At 50.1% G+C, this 18934-nt stretch carries 12 protein-coding genes, 1 tRNA gene and 2 pseudogenes; 6 read left to right on the plus strand and 9 right to left on the minus strand.

All coding sequences use genetic code 11. The features are described 5' to 3' along the window. Nucleotides 1-70: 70 nt before the first annotated feature. Nucleotides 71-1648: pseudogene (locus QQ055_RS08580) on the plus strand (B12-binding domain-containing radical SAM protein); the annotation flags it as partial. A 259-nt stretch (nucleotides 1649-1907) separates the two neighbouring features. On the opposite strand, the gene QQ055_RS08585 reads toward QQ055_RS08580, so the two are convergent. The 6 genes from QQ055_RS08585 to QQ055_RS08610 form a co-directional block, all read right to left on the minus strand. Continuing rightward, nucleotides 1908-1992 (minus strand) — tRNA-Ser (locus QQ055_RS08585). A gap of 33 nt (nucleotides 1993-2025) precedes the next feature. Further along, the gene (locus QQ055_RS08590; RefSeq protein WP_284477147.1) at nucleotides 2026-2940 is read right to left on the minus strand and encodes a TIGR04168 family protein; all 915 of its coding nucleotides are present in this window, start codon (nucleotides 2938-2940) and stop codon (nucleotides 2026-2028) included. 70 nt (nucleotides 2941-3010) lie between these two features. Then, nucleotides 3011-4213, minus strand: a complete 1203-nt coding sequence (locus QQ055_RS08595) for an ATPase, T2SS/T4P/T4SS family (RefSeq protein ID WP_284477146.1) — start codon at nucleotides 4211-4213, stop codon at nucleotides 3011-3013. A 200-nt stretch (nucleotides 4214-4413) separates the two neighbouring features. Next, a complete protein-coding gene (locus tag QQ055_RS08600) occupies nucleotides 4414-5544 on the minus strand; it encodes a HetZ-related protein 2 (protein ID WP_069966562.1) in 1131 nt (376 codons plus the stop codon). Nucleotides 5545-5743: 199 nt separating this feature from the next. Further along, nucleotides 5744-6028, minus strand: coding sequence for a hypothetical protein (locus QQ055_RS08605; RefSeq protein WP_069966563.1), 285 nt, complete (start codon nucleotides 6026-6028; stop codon nucleotides 5744-5746). A gap of 79 nt (nucleotides 6029-6107) precedes the next feature. Then, nucleotides 6108-6788, minus strand: a complete 681-nt coding sequence (locus QQ055_RS08610; protein ID WP_284477145.1) for a GNAT family N-acetyltransferase — start codon at nucleotides 6786-6788, stop codon at nucleotides 6108-6110. Between the two features lie 628 nt (nucleotides 6789-7416). On the opposite strand from QQ055_RS08610, the pseudogene QQ055_RS08615 reads away from it, so the two are divergent. Continuing rightward, nucleotides 7417-10954 (plus strand): annotated as a pseudogene (locus tag QQ055_RS08615) (response regulator). On the opposite strand, the gene QQ055_RS08620 reads toward QQ055_RS08615, so the two are convergent. From QQ055_RS08620 to QQ055_RS08630, 3 genes are all read right to left on the minus strand, one after another. Continuing rightward, entirely contained in the window at nucleotides 10951-12045 is a 1095-nt protein-coding gene (locus QQ055_RS08620) for a trypsin-like serine protease (RefSeq protein WP_284477142.1), read from the minus strand. The pseudogene QQ055_RS08615 and the gene QQ055_RS08620 overlap by 4 nt on opposite strands. A gap of 182 nt (nucleotides 12046-12227) precedes the next feature. After that, nucleotides 12228-13181: a UPF0104 family protein gene (locus QQ055_RS08625; protein ID WP_284477141.1), complete on the minus strand. Its 954-nt coding sequence runs from the start codon at nucleotides 13179-13181 to the stop codon at nucleotides 12228-12230. A 271-nt stretch (nucleotides 13182-13452) separates the two neighbouring features. Further along, nucleotides 13453-15015, minus strand: coding sequence for a hypothetical protein (locus QQ055_RS08630; RefSeq protein ID WP_284477140.1), 1563 nt, complete (start codon nucleotides 15013-15015; stop codon nucleotides 13453-13455). A gap of 137 nt (nucleotides 15016-15152) precedes the next feature. On the opposite strand from QQ055_RS08630, the gene QQ055_RS08635 reads away from it, so the two are divergent. The 4 genes from QQ055_RS08635 (at nucleotide 15153) to QQ055_RS08650 (ending at nucleotide 18782) form a co-directional block, all read left to right on the plus strand. Further along, nucleotides 15153-16229 (plus strand): SpoIID/LytB domain-containing protein, encoded by a 1077-nt coding sequence (locus tag QQ055_RS08635; protein ID WP_284477139.1) that lies wholly within the window; start codon nucleotides 15153-15155, stop codon nucleotides 16227-16229. Nucleotides 16230-16659: 430 nt separating this feature from the next. Beyond that, nucleotides 16660-17520, plus strand: coding sequence for a cyanophycinase (locus QQ055_RS08640; RefSeq protein WP_284477138.1), 861 nt, complete (start codon nucleotides 16660-16662; stop codon nucleotides 17518-17520). Between the two features lie 79 nt (nucleotides 17521-17599). Continuing rightward, nucleotides 17600-17782: a hypothetical protein gene (locus QQ055_RS08645; RefSeq protein WP_283363044.1), complete on the plus strand. Its 183-nt coding sequence runs from the start codon at nucleotides 17600-17602 to the stop codon at nucleotides 17780-17782. A 109-nt stretch (nucleotides 17783-17891) separates the two neighbouring features. After that, entirely contained in the window at nucleotides 17892-18782 is an 891-nt protein-coding gene (locus QQ055_RS08650) for a M48 family metalloprotease (protein WP_284477137.1), read from the plus strand. The last annotated feature ends 152 nt before the right edge of the window (nucleotides 18783-18934 follow it).

Genomic DNA, 18934 nt, shown 5'->3' on the forward strand with positions numbered 1-18934 from the left:
GTAGGGCCTTTAACTGCGTGAGGAATTGTCCTAATGACAGGTACCTTAACCCCCCCCTAACCCAGTCACCACACCCCAAACCCGCTATACTCCCCGCAACCTGCGCCGCATTCTCTGTGTCTTCCCCAAATACAGCCGTTCTTTTGGCACGTTTCATCACGCCTATCCCCTGATGCGGAATGTTCGCGCCTTTATGCCTCCCCAAGGGTTGCTGATAGTCGCCGCCTACTTACCCCAACAATGGGATATCCGGTTTATTGATGAAAATGTGCGTTCGGCAACAAAAGCCGATTACCAATGGGCGGATATTGTGATTGTCAGCGGAATGCACATCCAACGCCCGCAAATTAATGAGATTAACGAACTCGCACACCAAGCCGGAAAAATAACTATCGTTGGCGGTCCTTCGGTTTCCGGTTGTCCAGAATATTACCCCGATTTTGACATTGTTCACATCGGTGAATTGGGCGATGCGACGGATGCAATGATTGAATATATCGATTGTCATACCGAACGCCCCTCTCAACAAGTTCGCTTTGAAACTCAAGAACGCTTACCCTTAACTGAATTTCCCACGCCTGCCTATCATAAACTGGCGTTAGACCGCTATTTTCTGGCTAATATTCAATTTTCTAGTGGCTGTCCCTATCGTTGCGAATTCTGCGATATTCCCGAACTTTACGGGCAAAATCCCCGGATGAAAACGCCGCAACAAGTGCTTCAAGAACTCGATGCAATGCTAGAAGCGGGAAATCCAGGTGCAGTCTATTTTGTTGATGACAATTTTGTTGGAAATCGCCGCGCCGTCGCCGAACTCTTACCTCATTTAATCGATTGGCAAAAAAGTAATGGCTATCCGCTGCAATTTGCTTGCGAAGCGACATTGAATTTGGCGCAAAGTCCCAAGCTATTAGAAATGATGCGAGAAGCTTATTTCTGTACAGTCTTCTGTGGGATTGAAACGCCGGAACCGCAAGCGCTGAAAGCAATTTCTAAAGACCAAAACCTCAGTTTACCAATTTTAGATGCGGTTAAAACTCTCAATAAATACGGAATGGAGGTCGTTTCTGGAATTATTATCGGACTCGATACCGACACGCCAGAAACTGCCGATAATATCTTAGAATTTATTCGCTTGTCCAATATTCCAATGTTGACAATTAACCTACTTTATGCATTGCCAAGAACTCCCCTATGGCGGCGTTTGGAAACAGAAGGAAGGCTAATTTTAGATGAAAGCCGGGAATCCAATGTAGACTTTTTAATGCCTTACGAAGAAGTTGTGAAAATGTGGCAGCGCTGCATTACGGAAGCCTACGATCCAGACTTTTTATATCAGCGTTTTGCCTATCAGTGCGAGCATACCTATCCTAACCGAATTAAGGTTCCCAATAGTCCGGCGCGCGTCTCGAAGAAGAATATCCAAAAAGGCTTAACCATGTTAGGTAAAATCTTACTCAGGGTCGGCGTTTTTAGCAACTATCGCCAAACTTTCTGGCAAATGGCAAAACCGGCTTTAAAGAAAGGCAAAATTGAACAGGTGATTCACGTCGGTTTAGTCGCCCATCATTTAATTAAATTTACCCAAGAATGCGCCAGAGGTGAAGAGTCTGCTTCCTTCTATTCTCAAAAGTTACGCAGAAGTTAGGTAGACTGACATCTTTATTGGTGCCAGAAACCGGGTTTCTCGACGAAAAATAAGGGTTTCAGCTTGAGTAATTGGCAAGAAACCCGGTTTCTCAGACCTTACTCAGGATGGTGCAAGATCTGAAGTAGATTCACCTCTTGCATCGGTTGTGTTACCCGCCGGGGACTTAACTCCCTGGCTAGATGTTGGGTTTCCTACGTCAACCCAACCTACTATAGTTCTTTAGCACTCAGCACTCAGCACTCAGCACTATTAAAAACGGAGAGGGTGGGATTTGAACCCACGGTACCTTTCGGTACACTCGATTTCAAGTCGAGCGCGATCGACCACTCTGCCACCTCTCCAAAAGGATAGCGATTTCTATCATATCGCATTCTTTAGGCGGGTTGTACGACTTGAGGGGAAAGTTGATAGAGATTTTCTTGGGAAACGATTTCGCCGTTTAGATTAGCCCAGATCAGAGAGGCTTGGGTAACTTGACCTTTTTCGAGGGTGACGAGGGAAAAGTTACGTTGTTCTTGGCTTTGGGTTGTAACGATCCGGGGAACGCGGGCGGCGTTGAGGTAAACTGTGCCTTCAGGACTGACGGCTAGAGATTTCCTCAGTTGGGTTTGGGTGTGGCGCAGGTTGTGGTGCATGTGGCCAAAGGCGACGAGGGGGATCGTTTTACCTAAACGGCGGGTTTGGGCGATCGCCTCGGCAAAATCCGGGTCGCCAAAATCGCCCCCCAAGGGATTCCAATCCTTGCCGCAGGGGTCTTCAGCTTTGTCTCCTAGCCCGGTTGGGCCGCAATGACCTAAAAACAGAACCGTGTCGTACTTCGCCTGTTTAACGGCCGCTACAATCCGCTCTGTGGACTGTTGAAAATCCTCCACCCCAAAGCGATCGCGATAAAATGCCGCATTCTTCCAGTCCGGGCCGCCCCAACTAAACGGGCGACTGCCCACCACTGTTAAATTAAACTCAGGAAAATCCAGCTTGTTATAACCCACATGGGTTTCGCCCAGTAAATCGAGTTGTTGCTGCACTCGATCCTCTACATTCCGGTCGTAGGGACATTGACGCTGACCCCAAGGCGAGGCGGTATACCAACAATCATGATTGCCAGTAATAGCCGCTTTGGGAAGCTTGAGATCGGCGATCGCGCTGACAACCGGGATCGACTCATTACCAAAATCCCCAACAAACAAGACTAAATCAATCCCCAACGCCTTGAGAATCTCTCCATCCGTGGCATCCCATCGATCGTGGATATCGCCCACCACAGCAATTGCGATCGCTTTTTTACTCATTCAGCGCCTTCTTTCTATGCCTCTTTATCCAGGATAGACCTTCAACCGGGCTGAATGCTGGGAGGCCGCATTAGTCTTGTTCTTCGGATCTCCCTTGAATTTCTTCTAAATCGCGAATTTGCCGTTCGAGGTTTTTCAGCATTTGATTCAAACCCGGTAACGCTTCCAACTGATTTCCCGATAAACTCGGATTGGCGCGAGTGCGATCGCGAATCTCATTGAGTTTTTGTTGCAACTGCTGCGCGATCGTCAGCGCATCGCGTCCCAAGTTTGCCAACTGCTGCTGCTGGTAGAACTTCAACGCCGCCCCTCGCAACACTTGCAGCGTCGCCTCCTCGCCATACTTCCCCGGCATCACCCGCAGGCGCAACAACAGGCGCGTTTGGTCGTGTCGGCGTTCGATCTCCACCTGTTTGGGTTGCTGAACCGTAATTAACGGTAAATGAGTCAGCAATTTTAACTCATTAATCACCCCTTGAAACAAAGTCGGCGGCAGTCCATCCAACACCGACTGCAACACCCCGTTCAAACTCCATAAAATGCGTCCCCAATCTTGATGGCGTTCAAAATACAACCGTCCAATTCCCCCAACCATCACCCGTCCGAGGAGTTCTCGCAGCAGTTCTTGAGGCGGTAGGGTGGCTAAAAACTCAACCGGACTCGACAGGTATTGGGCTTTGGCATCTAATGCGGGTAAAGCATTTTTAACCGGCGCTACAGGCGGGAGATCAGCCACAGGTGGCGGTGGGGGTTCCGGCACGAGATCTGACTCAATCGCGGGTTCGGGGCGATCGCTCTCCGCAGAAACCGTATCAATCTCATCTGGACTATCAACAATTAAAGTGGGTTGATTTTGCCGTTCTTCGAGTTTAGGTTTTTGCGGCTTCCAAGCCGGAGGTAAATGATTGGAGTTGCGAGATTGTTGCGATCCAGCTTGATTTAAATAAGCCGTCAGCATCGATTGATGCAACTCAGAGGTAATGGGACGCGGAACCAGGGAATAATTGAGATAAGCCAATATGCGCCGCACATAATCGAGGGCCCCATGATCTTCGCGATCCACCATCCCCAAATTCAAGACGCTTCCTTCCAAAGAAAGCGGTAGCACTTGATGATAGAGACAGGCTTCAAAAGGTAAGACGCCATCAATGAGATGAAACATTTGCTCCCGATCCAGATGCACTGCATCCGAACGACCATCGGGAGTCAACGGGGAGGGTTGACGAGAGCCAGTTATCTTATGCATGGTGGGGTCATCTGATGAAGCCGGCATGGATTTAAGGGTGGGTTAGTTTTCTTTTTCAGAGGATTTCCCCCAATATCCGCCGATTTTAAGGGATGATAGGCATCACCATTGCTCGCCCAACGAGAAAAAAACTAGCCACTAATCATGGGTAAAGCAACGATCTCTTCCTATCTCGCACGACCAGTTGCACCCCGAAAAATTTGTCAACTGAACTTGACGCTATCGGCTTAGGAGGCACTTCGCAGCGCCTGAGCTGCTAAATAAAGCTTACTCCATTCTCCCATGACTTGATTGGTCTTCCAGTTCAACTCAGAGGCGATCGCTTCAATGCTTTGACCGGATTTCAAGGCTTCTAACAGTTGCTGCCGATCGGGGGTTAAGCTTTGCCAATACTGATTCCACTGGCTAGGCGTTAAACCCAGGTTATGCTCCTGTAAGGAGGTTTCTAACCAACTCGCCACCAGTTCGGGTTGGTGTTTGAGGGCAAAAATCCGCGTCGCATGATAGCTAATTTTCTCGCGCAGGCGATAGACCTGTTTAATCGGTACGTTCAGTTCTTGGGCGATCGCCTCTTGGGTGCGACCTTGCAAGTATAATTGCAACCATTGGGCAGCCTGGTCGTCAAGCTGTTCTTTGAGGTAATCTTCAAACTGCTGTTGGACGGCTTGGCGCTGGCGTTGCTGTTCTTCCCAAGCCTGATTTTCTTGATATTCAACGATTGCTTGGGTATCGAGCAAACTCACCGGACTATCGGCATCATCGGGAACCAGTTCTTCGGACACCAGACGCACCAAGTCTCCCGTTGGAACCTGAGTCATCCCGCCGCGTTGGGTGCGGCGCAGATAATTGACAAACCGATAGAGTAATAGGGGTTGGTTGCGAATCGGTCGCAGACAATATTCTTCGGTACTTGCCAGCATCAGTTGGTTTCGCAAGCGAGGATTAGCGGTACATTGAGCAATCCAGCTCATTTGCTGCTGAAGATAGCGATCGCTTTGCAATAACTCCTGAACCACCTCTTGCAGGACATCCACCACCGAACGCTGGCGATCGCGACTGAGGGCCACCCAAGTCCGAATCTTATTGCGAATCAGAAATAGACTGGCCAAGCGCTGCATCAAGCGGCTATAGGCTTTTTCGGGCGATACCCCTAGGTAACGCTGGCGTAAAATGCGATAGCGGTAATCCATCGCCTGGTGAGCGATCGCCAACTGTTGCGAGTCTAGGGTTTCTAGGCGGTCTCGATCTTCCCCCAAAAGCCACTCAATAATACTTTGACGAGTTTCCGAATCGCGATCGCCACATTCTTTTTCCAGTTGCGATCGCCAGAACGACGCGAATTGATCTACCTCACTCATGGGTTGTGAGCCTCACATCCCGACACTTTACCAGACATTCCCGCTTTGGAGTTAGCAGGCTGCGTGAAAATGGAATCCCAAGGCGGCATTTCTCAAAACGCCCCTGAGTCAATTTCCACCCCAGCCAGATGTTCAACCCACTGCATCATGATAGTTTAGCGCGTTTGGCGCTACAGACTTGCACAAAACACCCCAGTCCTTATTGAGAATCCTCAACTTCCTCAAGTAAAACCACAAGACGTTGAAGCGTTTGTGAAAGCTGCTTGAGTTCTTTCAAAGAAGCATCCTGATTTTCCGCTAACGTTTGAATGGCATCGCTTAAGGCAAAAATTTGATAGCCTTGCTGCTGCACGCTGATCGCGAGAGCATCAACGCGATCGGAGAGACGCTCCACCGTTTCAGTCGTCGCGATGACGGCTTCGCCCATTTTTTCCACAATTGACTCTAAACGACTAACCTTAGTTTCGACCTCCACTAGCACCAACCCTTACGTCTCAATAATGGTAGCTTGTGTACCAGCCTACACTACTCAATTGAGCAAGTGCGAGTCTTTGGGGAACGCCTCAAGAGCGATCGCGTTCTTGAGCCGACACTTCAGCGCGAGGTTGAGCCGACAAGTGCTTGTAGAGCAAAAGTTTGCGAGGCTTAGAAAACAGCCAGCACTCCCAACTCCAATCAATGCGGTGCAAGCGATACCCCAAACGGTAGTAGAGGCGGCGAGCCTGATGGTTATTTTCTAAAACATGCAAGTACAAATGCGGGCATCCCCAGCGCAGCGCCATCTGCTCGCACGACTGCAACAGAGCGCTAGCAATCCCTTGGCGGCGATAAATGGCTTTGACCGCCAAATTCGAGATATAAAGCTGTTGGTGGCTTCTAGGACTCGTGGAGATCGAACGATCGGACGAGCCGACCCCACCCGGACGGAAGCGAACGCCCATCTCCACCGTTCCCGCCACCTTCAGGGGATTGCTGGAATTGCTGGTTTCAACGGCCACCAGACAGACATAATGAGGCGAGGGCGATCGCACGCGGTTGCGTAAATCTTCAGAAATTCCCAGGCGCAATAAAGGATAGATATAACCCATCGGCCCAGAGCGCGAATGAAAGCTTTCCGCTAAAATTTCTGCACTTTGTTCGACATCTTCTAAACGAGAGACTCGAACCGTATAGGGAAAATGAGTGGTACAATCGCCCTCAGAATCTGGCTCGCAATAGGTTGAATGACTGTAATCGGAATTCACAACGCTCACCACTACCCAGCATTAACGAGCCAACAGATGCGACAAACTCCTGCGCTAGTCCTGCTAGGCTGTTAGCAATGCCGTAGAGCGGGGAACACTCTAAACAACCAGCATTAAAGACTATATTAGGATTGTACAAGGACAGCATCAACCCATGAAAGTGCCAACCCAACTCGCTCTACCCGCGTTCAACTGCGATCGATCCGGATAGAAAAGGTTAACCGAGGTAATGCTTCTCAGGTTATTGGCTTTGTGGCAATGGGGCGCGATTCCGCCAAGGCGGATTGCGAGAGCGGATCTCATCCCTGGCTCGACTCAAGAGCAATTTCCGAAAGCACGCTACGCGAACATCAACCAAGGCTCGCGCTTTCATGTGTTTTAGGTCCAAGAACCCAACAGCAGGGGTGCATACTGGGTTGACATTTGGGCTTGATGCTACCATAGCACGTCAAACCAATTAAAACGTTTACGCCAGTCATTCCTTGCAATTAATTGGTCGATTTACAGCAATGCAACAGCCAGGGACACTCAGAGGACAATCACGGTGCAAAACAGGCGATCGCCTGAATCAGCGCGCAGGGAGTCGGCGATATTTCAGTCAACGGCCCTTGCAACAGGAGAGCGGTGCATGAAATCCCCCCACAAAAGTAAGCCGAAAATATTGGTTGTCGATGACGAACCCGATAACCTCGATTTGCTGTATCGCACGTTCCGCCGCGATTACCAGGTACTCAGAGCCGAATCCGGGCCAGTGGCGTTGGATATTTTGGCCACCGAAGGCGATGTTGCGGTGATCATCTCCGATCAACGAATGCCGTTGATGAGCGGGACTGAGTTTCTCAGCTTAACCGCCACCCAATATCCGGAAATCATCCGGATTATCCTCACCGGCTATACCGATGTTGAAGACCTCGTAGAAGCCATTAACGCCGGTAAAGTCTTTAAATATGTCACCAAACCCTGGGAAGAAACCGAACTGCGAGCCGTCGTCCAGCAAGGCGTCGATACCCATAACGTCCTCAAAGCACGCACCCGCGAACTGTGCCGCACCCTGCGCCAAGAATCGCTGCTCAATGCCGTCACCAACACCATCCGCAGTGCCTTAGACTACCGCCAAATCCTGCAAACTATCGTCGATACCGTCGGCCATATGTTTGAGGTGGATTTGTGCATTTTGCGCCCCTTCCAAGAGGGAGAAATGCAAAACGAGTGGTTCGTCTACGATGCAACCGAAGCCCAACTCAAAGCGCGTTCTAGCGAGGGAACCTATCGCCAAAACAGCAACGGCGAACCCCCCACCAACCCCCTGCACGCCCTTTTAGCGCAAACCGTCTGGGAAACCCAAGACATTCAAGTCATTTACGAAGTCGCCACCGACGAACGCTTCCAGAACCTCGAACAACTCGAAAACCCCGTCGAACAACTGGCCCTCCAACAGCGCTATCTCGCCTTTGAACAAGCGAATATTTGCTCTAGCTTGGTGGTTCCCCTCATCTGCCAGCAAGAACTGATGGCCGTGCTGGCGCTGCATCAGTGCCAAGAACCGCGTAACTGGCAAGATGATGAGGTGCAACTGGTGGTGATGGTGGCCGATCAAGCTGGGTTAGCCGTTTCCCAAGCCCGCGCCTACGAACAGGTGCGCGAACTTGCCAAGCGCGAAAGCTTAGTCAATACCATTACCGCCGCTATCCGTTCGAGTCTCGATCCCCAAGATATTTTTGCTGCTATTACCCAACAACTCGGACAAGCGTTGCAAGTCGATGGGTGTGCTTTATCGTTGTGGACGGGAGAAGACGAGTACGTTCAATGCGTGGGATTATACGATCGGGCCTTGGGGGTACGCTCCACCGATCCCCAAGATCCCCTCTCCTCCGATCTGTCGTTCTCGCCGCCTGCGATCGCCAATGATGCTCAGAACCTTCGTCCCCGTTCGGTTTCCCTCCCCCAGTCTGTGGTGCCGATTACGGGGAACCCGGTTTTAGTAAAACTTTTAGAAACCAAACAGCACGTTGCAATCCACGACTTGCGAACCCACGAACAAGAACGCTTGCTCGATTTACCCCTGCGAGAACGTGCTAGGGCGCTTTTAGTCGTTCCCTTGCTCTCGGATGGGCAAATTATTGGCAGCATTTCTTTGCGCCAAACCCAATCTCCCCGTAAATGGACCAACGCAGAGATTGAACTGGCTCAAGCCGTCGCCGCTCAGGCTGCGATCGCCGTTCAGCAGTCTCGCCTCTACCAAAAACCGCCAGCAAGCCGAGCAACTGCTGGAGTTAGACCGCCAAAAAACGGAATTCTTCCAAAATATCTCCCACGAATTCCGCACCCCCCTCACCCTCACCATCGGTCCGCTAGAGTCGGCCGTCGCATCGGGACAGGGCTTATCTTACGAACAAAGCGCGATCGCCCTTCGCAACCAGCGTCGCCTGTTACGCCTCGTCAACCAATTGCTAGACTTGCAGCGCCTAGACGCCGGACGAATGCAGCCCAGTTTCCGACCCTGCAACCTCGGCGAGTTAGTCAACCAAATTGTAGATGCTTTTGGGTCTTATTGCGAGAAGAAAGGGATTGAGCTGGTAACTCAGTTAGCGCCCGTCCCGCCGATTTACCTAGATGTCGAGCGGTTTGATAAGGTGCTGTATAACCTGCTGTCTAATGCTATGAAGTTCACCAACGTGAACGGACAGATTACGGTGATTTTGCAGAAAGCGGGGGATCATTGCCTCCTGCAAGTGCAAGATAGCGGGATTGGCATTCGCGCCGATCAGATTCCCCATCTGTTTGAGCGTTTTCGACAAGCGGAAGGCTCCGTCAATCGTTCCTACGAAGGAACGGGGTTAGGATTGGCCCTCGTTCGCGAATTGGTGGAACTGCACGGCGGGCAAATTTCTGTAGAATCGATCTATGGGGAAGGCTCAACCTTCTCGGTGTGGTTGCAAATCGGCAGCGCTCACTTGCCCGCAGAACAGGTGATTGAAGTCCCCACAGAGTTACAAAGCCGACGCGCTTCTGTAGAGTTTGCCGATATTGAAGTCGAAGAGTTAATGACGACTGGGGCAGCAGGTTCAGAGGAAAGTCTGCCGAACAACAATTCCGCAGAGGCAGGGGGTGCAACGATCCTGGTGGTAGACGATAATGCCGATCTGCGAACCTATGTCTCTAGCATTCTCGCCAATAGCGGCTATCGCGTTCTGCTCGCCCGCAATGGCGCGCAAGGGTTTGAAGTTGCTCAAGCCCAACGCCCCGATTTAATTGTGACGGATTTGATGATGCCTGTGGTGTCGGGTTTGGAGATGATTGTCTCTATTCGCAACTGCGACGAGATTAAAGGGACGCCCATTGTTCTGCTGACGGCAAAGGTGGATGAAGATACGCGCATTGAAGGGGCGGAACGCGGTGCTGATGCCTATTTATCAAAGCCGTTTAACGATCGAGAGTTATTGGCTGAGGTTCGCAACTTATTAGCCCTCAAAGCTAACGAACGCCGGGTTTCTGAGTTGAATACCTATTTAACTGAGTCGGTGCTGCGCCGCTTTTTACCGCCCGTGATGGTGCAAAAAGCCGCAGAGGGGACGCTCTCGCTGTCTTTGCGTCCAGAACCGCGCCTGATTACGATTTTATTTAGCGATATTGTCGGGTTTACCCAGATTTCTAATACATTGCGATCGCGCCGAGTGGCGGAAGTCCTCAATGAATACCTGGAGGAAATGAGCCACGCAGTCTTTGAAAATGGCGGTACGGTGGATAAGTTTATGGGCGATGCGGTATTAGCGATTTTTGGCGCGCCGGAAGATTTAAGCCCGAACGAACAGGTCAAAAGAGCGATCGCGACTGCAAGGCAAATGCAAGCCCGTTTAGAAGTCCTCAACGATCGCTGGGAAACGGCCGGTATTCCCCAAGTCCGTTTTCGCTGCGGCATTCACCAAGGAACGGCCGTCGTTGGCATGTTTGGCAGTGCCGAACGTGCCGATTATACGGCAATTGGGCCGGCGGTTAACATTGCTTCCCGCTTGCAGCAAGCCGCCGAACCCAGTACGATCCTTGTCTCTGCGGCTGTCGCCGATTATTTGGCAGAAGACGAAATTACTAAATGCAGTCCCCTAAAGCTCAAAGGGGTGGATGAAACCGTTCTCACGTTTGCGGTTTCGGCGGTTAAAGGGGTTTAACGCTTGGGTGCGGTTGGAGCGTTTTTCAACTTGCGCCGCCCTAACCAGCCGAAAAGCCCTAAACCGCAGAGTCCCCAAACAAGGTTAGGTTCGGGTACCGATTCCGGTTGTTCTGGTAAGTTATCCCAATCTTGCACTGAGGAACGGGCAAAGCGATCGTCAGTGCTTGAGGGATCGGAAACAGCCGTGCTTTGACCTAGACTTGTAATCCGCTCAGAAGCCGGTCGATTGAAGCGAATTGCTAGATTGGTAATTTGGTTGCGAATCCAGTTGAGATGGTCAGAGACGCGAACTGAAGCCGAGAATTCTCCATAGTTGGAGTCAATTTTCCCACCAGAGCGATCGCTAATAAACGAATGCACCCCCGCCACCTGATTATTGATAAATAATCCCCCGCCACTATCCCCCGATGAGAGTTGATATTCTAAAGGCTGGGCGGTATTGAAGGGATTTTGTCCGGCACGCCTCGGATCGCTAAAGTTGGAAACCAGCAGTTTGTCGTTATAGCCATAGCGGGATAACTGACCGCCCACCGCAATCATATTCTGTCCGGCGCGTTTCGTTCCCCCCGAACCGGGAATTGAACCCGTCAAACCGTTACCCGTTAAACCATACCCTACATAGGTTCCCAGTTGTAGGTGTTCGTTGGTTCCCCTAAAGAGTTCCGCCGGATTCACATTCGCGACTGCTCGATCGAGGAGTAAAATTGCGATATCCGTACCGGATAGTAACTGGCGGTTGCTCGAAAACCAACCTTCATGGGCCGTCACGCCCGCAATACCATAGCGGCTGCCGCCTACAGAAAAGCTGCCTTGCGTCAGATAGCCCTCTGGAGATTCAACGCAATGGGCAGCCGTGAGGACATAGGAGGCATCAATCAGCGTACCCGAACAGGTCCAACCGCCCCCGTCATTTCTCGCCCGCAAATATCCGACACTCGGAAACAGCGTGGCTAAATCGAGATATTCAGCATCCGCGCGATCGTGGCGGATAGTTCCCGCCTGAGCGATCGCATTTGTACCCAGTGTCGCCGCTAAAACAGTGACAGACGCAACAATAAGCCGAGCATGACTTTGCACAGGAACAACCATAAAGTCCATTCCTTACGATCGATTAATACTTCGCTTCCGAAGTTTCTGACCGATCGATCTTGCCTTGCCAAGGTGCGCGATCGCCTTTGAGAATTTACAGAATCTTTATCCGCCAGATGATTCCAAAAAGAGTTCGTGAAACCCGTGACTCTACCCTGGACAATTCCAAGTTTTGCGGTTAATCAACGCCGTTCGTCTAGCCAAACCAAACCCGCGCCCGCCGCCTCTGCAATCACGCTAATCAAACGGTATAGCGCCACAGCACTCAACAAAATCGCTGACGAAAATTGACCATCTAACAGCGCCAAAGCCGTCGCTTCAAACACGCCAATACCACCAGGGGCCCCCGGAATCACTAAACCCAACAGCCAAGCAAGACTAAACGCGCTCATAATTGAGGGAACTTGGTCGGCGCTTAGGTTTACAAAGGGGAGAAACGTCAGCACAAAGCCAACCCCGCGTAACCCAACAAACCCCACTTCTCCCAATAAGGGAACCAGAGGATAGCGTTTGAGTTGATAGCTAGCTTCCTGAGCGTTCTCAGGGGGGGCTTCAGTGACGGAAGGGTCAGCCGTTTCTGAGCGGGTCGATTGACTAACCTTGCCTTTGACGCGCTTGAGATAATCTAAAATTGGGTTCAAAACGCGGGGATGAATGCCGCCGAGTACCGCCACTAGCGCCAACAGTTGCAACCCCCAGTTGAGTTGCTGGCTACCCATTAGGGCAATCAACAAAGCCGCAGCGGCCATTAATAACGGCTCTAATAGTACGCTGAGGGTTGCGACTCCTAAAGAAGCCCCCAGACCCGTAACGGCTTTAATTCGCCCGTAGAAGTGCCAAACATTACCGGGTAAATATTTGGCGATATTGGTTTTCAGGTAAACCATAACCGCCCAAACATTAGAAACGGGTTGTTTAAAGGTTTGCAAAATCCAACCCCATACCCATCCCGACCAAATATGAGCCAGGAGGGTGACGCCCAAGGCTAAGGTTAAAGCGGCCCATCCGGCGGGTTCGATGCGAATGGCTGCAACTTCTCGCCAATTATCTTTTAAAGCTTTTGCTAGAAAAAATAGCGTTCCGCCCAGAATCACCCAGCGCAGATACGGTTTCAGGCGTGACAGAATTTTCTTCATGAGCGTAAAAATCTACAGAAAAAAGTTGCAAATCCATCCAAACTGACATCTTGCACCATCCTTGAAGAATAAAGGGTTTCAGCTTGAACAATTGGCAAGAAACCCGGTTTCTGGCACTGGTGCAAGATCTGAGTCCAAACCGATTTTAGGCAAGTTATTGAGCAGACGCCGCAAGTTGTATTGATTGTTTGCGGGAAATTTAAGGTTGATGTGCAAAAAATTAGGACAGGAGAACTTCCCCTGTCCCAATCGAATTCTTGAATTCAATATTCTATGCTTTAGGTTGGGCGGTAATGGGTGAGGTTCCCGTTAAGGTTTTAGCCGCAGAAGCGCCGACTTGTTGGAACTTGCGAGAAAGTTGAAGCGCGAAGAGTCCAAAAAGACTCCACTGAGCCAATATCGCTAAACCAACGCTAAGTCCGCTAACGCTTTCCACCACAAACCAAGGGGCGCTAAAGGTGGAAGCGAACCACAGGGTTGTCAGAATTGGAGAGGTGAGGGTTCCTGTGCCGAGGGGGCCGGCCAAGAGATAGAGTAAAGTAGGGGGAAGTGCTACGGCGGTTGAAAGGGTTAACCCCGTCCAGAGGACGCGTTTGGGGGATTTGTTCATCAGCATGGCTTGAGCGATCGCGCTATAGACCAAAATCAGATTAGCACTGACGATCAAAATGGCTAGGCTTTGCCATTTGGGGGCGTGACTCGGCCAGGTTAGCACCCAAGTTCCCCAGATTGCTAGCATAATGCCCAGGTTAATTGCGATCGCCACAATTGCCGGACTTTTTTCACCCCAAACTAAATCTTGCCACAAGGAGCGGCGATGGGGCATGGTATGCCGATAGCGCGCCCAGTCTAGACAGGTTTGACAATGGGGCGTAATCGCAGAGACAATCGCCAAGAAGCCGAATAGGTTTAAGCTGGTGACGACTGCTAGCGCGACTTCATGCTCGGAAAGCGGAACAATAAACCCCAGTATCCACAGTTGCACGCTCGTCACTAACCCATAACTCTGTGCTTTACTTAAAATCGTGGCATTGGGGTTGCGAAAGCGACGGTTTAACGCTTGCCAAATCCAGTAACATCCGACCCCAAGCGTGGTTAAGACAAAGCTTTGATACACCCAGTAACTCTGACCTAAAGGTAAGATAAACCATTTGAACTCAGTCGCATTTCTACTGGTTTGGTTGGCCTCAAAAAACAAGAAATAACTACTCAGCAAGCCCGATACGAAATACGCAGCGCAAAAACTCCCTAACCACGGTTGTTCGGCTTTGAGAAATGCCATCAGTAGCGCAGCGCTTGAAAAGAAGAAGCTAACAACACCTAGAAATAGAATATAGCCGACGATCCACAGCAAGTTCATCCCGGCGCTAATGCCTGCGATCGCAAACAAGGGTAAATATAAAGCAGCCGCTAGATAAACGAGAATCGGTACCCCTAGAATTTTACCGAGCAAAATACTTTGACTCGACTGCGGTGTTAGACGAATAAAGTTGAGGGTTCCCCGCCGTTCTTCTTTGGATAAGTCCTCAATGAGCAGGTAAACGCTACCAATTACTAATCCTAGGGGTAAAAGCCAACAGAGGAATTGAAATAAACTCAACCACCATTTTGCCCAGTCAATGGCGCTACAATATCCTTCTGGATTCTGGATGCAATAGGTACTATAGCTGTTGCTCCCCAGGGTGGGAAGCTCGCTGATGCAGACAAGCATCAGCAATGCCTGAGTTACGATAGAAGCTGCGATCGCGATCGTGATGTTACGACCTTTTAAGCGTCCTTTAAATTCGCGAACCGCTTGTGGGTTCCATTCGCCAAACTGTAGTATTGCGTTCATTGTTAAGGTGTAAAACTAGAAACGGCTATACAATTTCCCAACTACCTATTCTCAAACCCGAATTCCCAATTTTTTTGTTCCGGAACTCCTCAGCGATCGCCCTTTAAGCAATCTCTAGATTTTTTAATTCCCCAGTAATGACCCAAGAGCAAATTCGCAAATTCTTTCAAGAACAGCCTTGGTGGCTGCTATTCCTGGGCTTTTTGCCATTACCCGCGATGCTAGCAATTGCTAAGAGCGATTTTAACTCAGCTTCAACTGCTCCTTCAGTGATTCAAAGCATCAAACCTTCTCCGGTTGTAGAACCTACCCCCACACCGCTTCCTACACCTAGCGTTGAACCCTCTGTACCGCCAGCACCAACCCCGGAGGCTTCTCCTTCTCCCCAACCCCCGCAAAACCCGACATCACCCGAACTCACAGAAGCTGAAAAGGCTTTGAATGAAGCGGCTAAAGCCCGATATGTGGCCTCTTTACCTTCTGTAGATTCAACCATTGAAATGCATGTGGCGATCGCAACGAAAGTGCCTACTTTAACGCTGAGTTCCTCTATCCAAGCTCAAGTTTACGACCAAAGCGGCCAACTGCTCGCCCAACTTGCCCCCCACGAAACCTATACCTTATCTGCATCAGCATCGGGAATGAGTTTAAATACCCAAAGCCTCCCGGCGGTGGTGTTCTTAGATGCATCTCACCAAGGCTTAACCACCATTGGAAATCGAACCTATCGCGGGCGATTTTTGTTTGTGGCTGATGGGGGTGTATTATGGGCCGTTAACTATATTAATTTGCGCCAATATCTGTATAGCGTCGTTGCTAGCGAAGTCTCGCCAAGCTGGAAAACGGAGGCGCTGAAAGCTCAGGCGATCGCGGCGCGTTCCTATGCCTTAACCTATTACTTTAAACCTGTCAGTTCGTTTTATCATCTCGGTTCAGACGAGTATTATCAAGTCTATAGCGGCATTGACCGAGAAGCCGAACGCACCTCCCAAGCCGTAGACGAAACCGCAGGCGAGTTTGTCAGCTATAAAGGTGGAATCGTTGAGTCGCTGTATGCTGCATCTGATGAAATTGTCGCGGAAGCTTTTCAGGGTAAAGGAATGAGCCAACTCGGCGCGCTCAGTTTAGCCGAACAAGGGTATACCTACGAGCAAATTCTCCAAAATTATTATCCGCGCACCTCAGTTTCTCGTTTGCGCTTAGAGTTTGAATAGAAAGCGAGCAACGGCTCAAAATCGCCAGAAGCTTGCAGTGTCTTCACTTTGTCCTTTCCCTATACCTCAAGAGTGAAAGAAAATCTGTTATAGAATCTACCAAATGGCAAATCCACAAACCCCAAAGATTAGAGTTTACTAAAAGTATCAACCTTTTCAGATAACAAATCCCCGTCCCAATCTCCTCGTTCGCGATCGCTCAGTAGAATTTTTGACTTGCCCCGTAAAAGATGAATCTTTTTAGCAGCCGAGAAAATTCTACACCTTGTTGGTAAAGCTATCTTAGTTAATTTACGCTTGTCAAATAGTTGCAAAGCTTCCCCCCAGCGCGATCGTAGTTGGAGGGAAAAACTGTTGACTGATAGCCCCTAACGCAAGCCAGCAGAAACAGGAGAAGGTGATTTGAACCCAATTCACTCTTGGAGGCTTTATGGTAAATCAGGTTCAAGAAACGCAAGCCGACTCTGTTAATGGAGATGCTACCGCAAATCCAGCAAAACAAGCCCAAGGACAACTCGTTATTATTGGCGGGGCAGAAGATAAAGACGGCGACTGCAAAATCTTGCGCGAATTTGTCCGGCTTTCGGGCGGATTAGATGCCAAAATTGTTGTAATGACGGTAGCCACAGAACTCCCTAGAGAAGTCGGCGATAATTATATTCGCGTATTTGAACGTTTGGGCGTGAAAGATGTCCGAATTGCCGATACCACAGACCGAGAAGACGCGCGTTCTTCAACCATTTTAGAATCTATTGATAAAGCAACAGGCGTCTTTTTTACCGGAGGCGACCAAGCTAGAATCACAGATACCCTAAAAGGCACAGAAATTCATAAAGCCCTATTAAAACGCTATCGCGATGGCATTACGGTGGGCGGAACCAGCGCCGGGGCGAGTATGATGTCTGCAACCATGATTGTAGAGGGAGATTCAGAAACCCATCCCCGTTTAGAAATTGTCGAAACCGATGAAGGGATGAGTTTCTTACCGGAAGTGGTAATTGACCAACACTTTTCTCAGCGGGGAAGAATTGGACGCCTTCTAGCAGCCGTCGCTCGCAAACCGCACCTGTTAGGATTAGGCATTGATGAAAATACCGCCGTAGTCGTTTCTAACCACCAGTTAGAAGTGATTGGCGAAGCCTCTTGTACGATTGTCGATTTAAAGGGAAGTTCCCACAGTAACATCGATACCTTACTCAGAGATGAGAACTTAGCCCTGTGCGACGTGAAACTGCATGTTTTGCCCGATGGGTATAAGTTTGACTTGGCAACGCGATCGCCAATCCTTTAAGTTAAATTTAGCTCTAGGGTAATAGGCACTTCGGAAGCGCGATCGCTATCGTGTAAGCAATGACTTTCAGATAACCGCCATGAATCGCGCTATTACCCGAATTTTGTTCATCAGCTTATTGCTGCTAGCTATCCTTGCCCCCTTTGCCGGACTTGCCCCTTTAATGATATTGCTCCTGATTTTTGGACTAGGGTGGGGCATCCTTTCCCTAGTCCAAATCTTGCTATTTGGTGCCAACAAAAACAACCCCGATACCCCCTGACATCCCCTATCGATTGACAGATAACCCTTTATCTCACTGGGTAGATTGCTGAGTCAATAAAGTATGAGACGTTAAAAATACCTTCAAAATAAATGGTTATAACGTAAAAATGCTTGGCAATCAATTAAAAACAGTCGGTCTATTAGGACTTTTAAGCGGATTACTCGTACTCGCGGGCTACTATCTCGTAGGGAACGAACAAGGTTTATATCTCGGCTTAATCTTTGCGGCTATTAGTAGCTTTGGTTCCTGGTACTTTTCAGACCAAGCCGCCTTAGCCGCCTATCGCGCCCAACCCCTCCAGCGAGAAGAAGCCCCCCAACTTTACGATAGCGTCGCGCGTTTAAGTAACAAAGCGGGCTTACCCATGCCCAAACTGTTTATCGTTCCCACGCGAACCCCCAACGCCTTCGCCACCGGACGCAACCCCGAAAACTCCGCCGTCGCCGTCACCCAGGGGATTCTAGAAGCCTTAACCCCAGAAGAACTTGAAGGCGTTCTCGCCCACGAACTCACCCACATTCGCAACCGCGACACCCTCACCCAAGCCGTCGCCGCCACCCTAGCAGGTGCCATCACCTTCGTCGGACGGATGCTAACCTTTGGTGCAATGTACGGCCCCGTCACCCGCGATAACCGTCAAGGTGGCAACCCTCTAGGCGTCTTAGCCCTAATCATTCTGGCCCCGATTTCCGCCATGCTGATTCAAATGGCCATTTCTCGCACTCGCGAATATGCCGCCGACGCCGGGGCCGCAGAAATCACCGGAAACCCCCTAGGCTTAGTCAACGCCTTGCAAAAGCTTGAAGAAATCGGTCGCCAAATCCCCATGAATGGCAACCCCGCCATGTCACCCCTACTGATTGTTAACCCCATCACGGCTGGCGGTTTGCAATCTCTATTTCGGACGCATCCCCCCACCGAAGAACGCGTTCGCCGCTTAACCGCACTGCTACAGCAACCGAAGCAAGAAGCGGTGGCTACAGTGAGTGCTGAGTAGATAAGAGGATGAGGGGAGGGGGAGATGGGGAGGTGGGGGGAAAAGAGTGCAACGTTCCGAGTTCCGAGTGGGAAGACAGTGCTGTTGCGTTAGCTTCTGCGTAGCAGTGTGTAAAGTCTGGTTGACTGACAAAACTCCCAAAACCTTAATTC

The organism is Geitlerinema calcuttense NRMC-F 0142, from assembly GCF_030285425.1.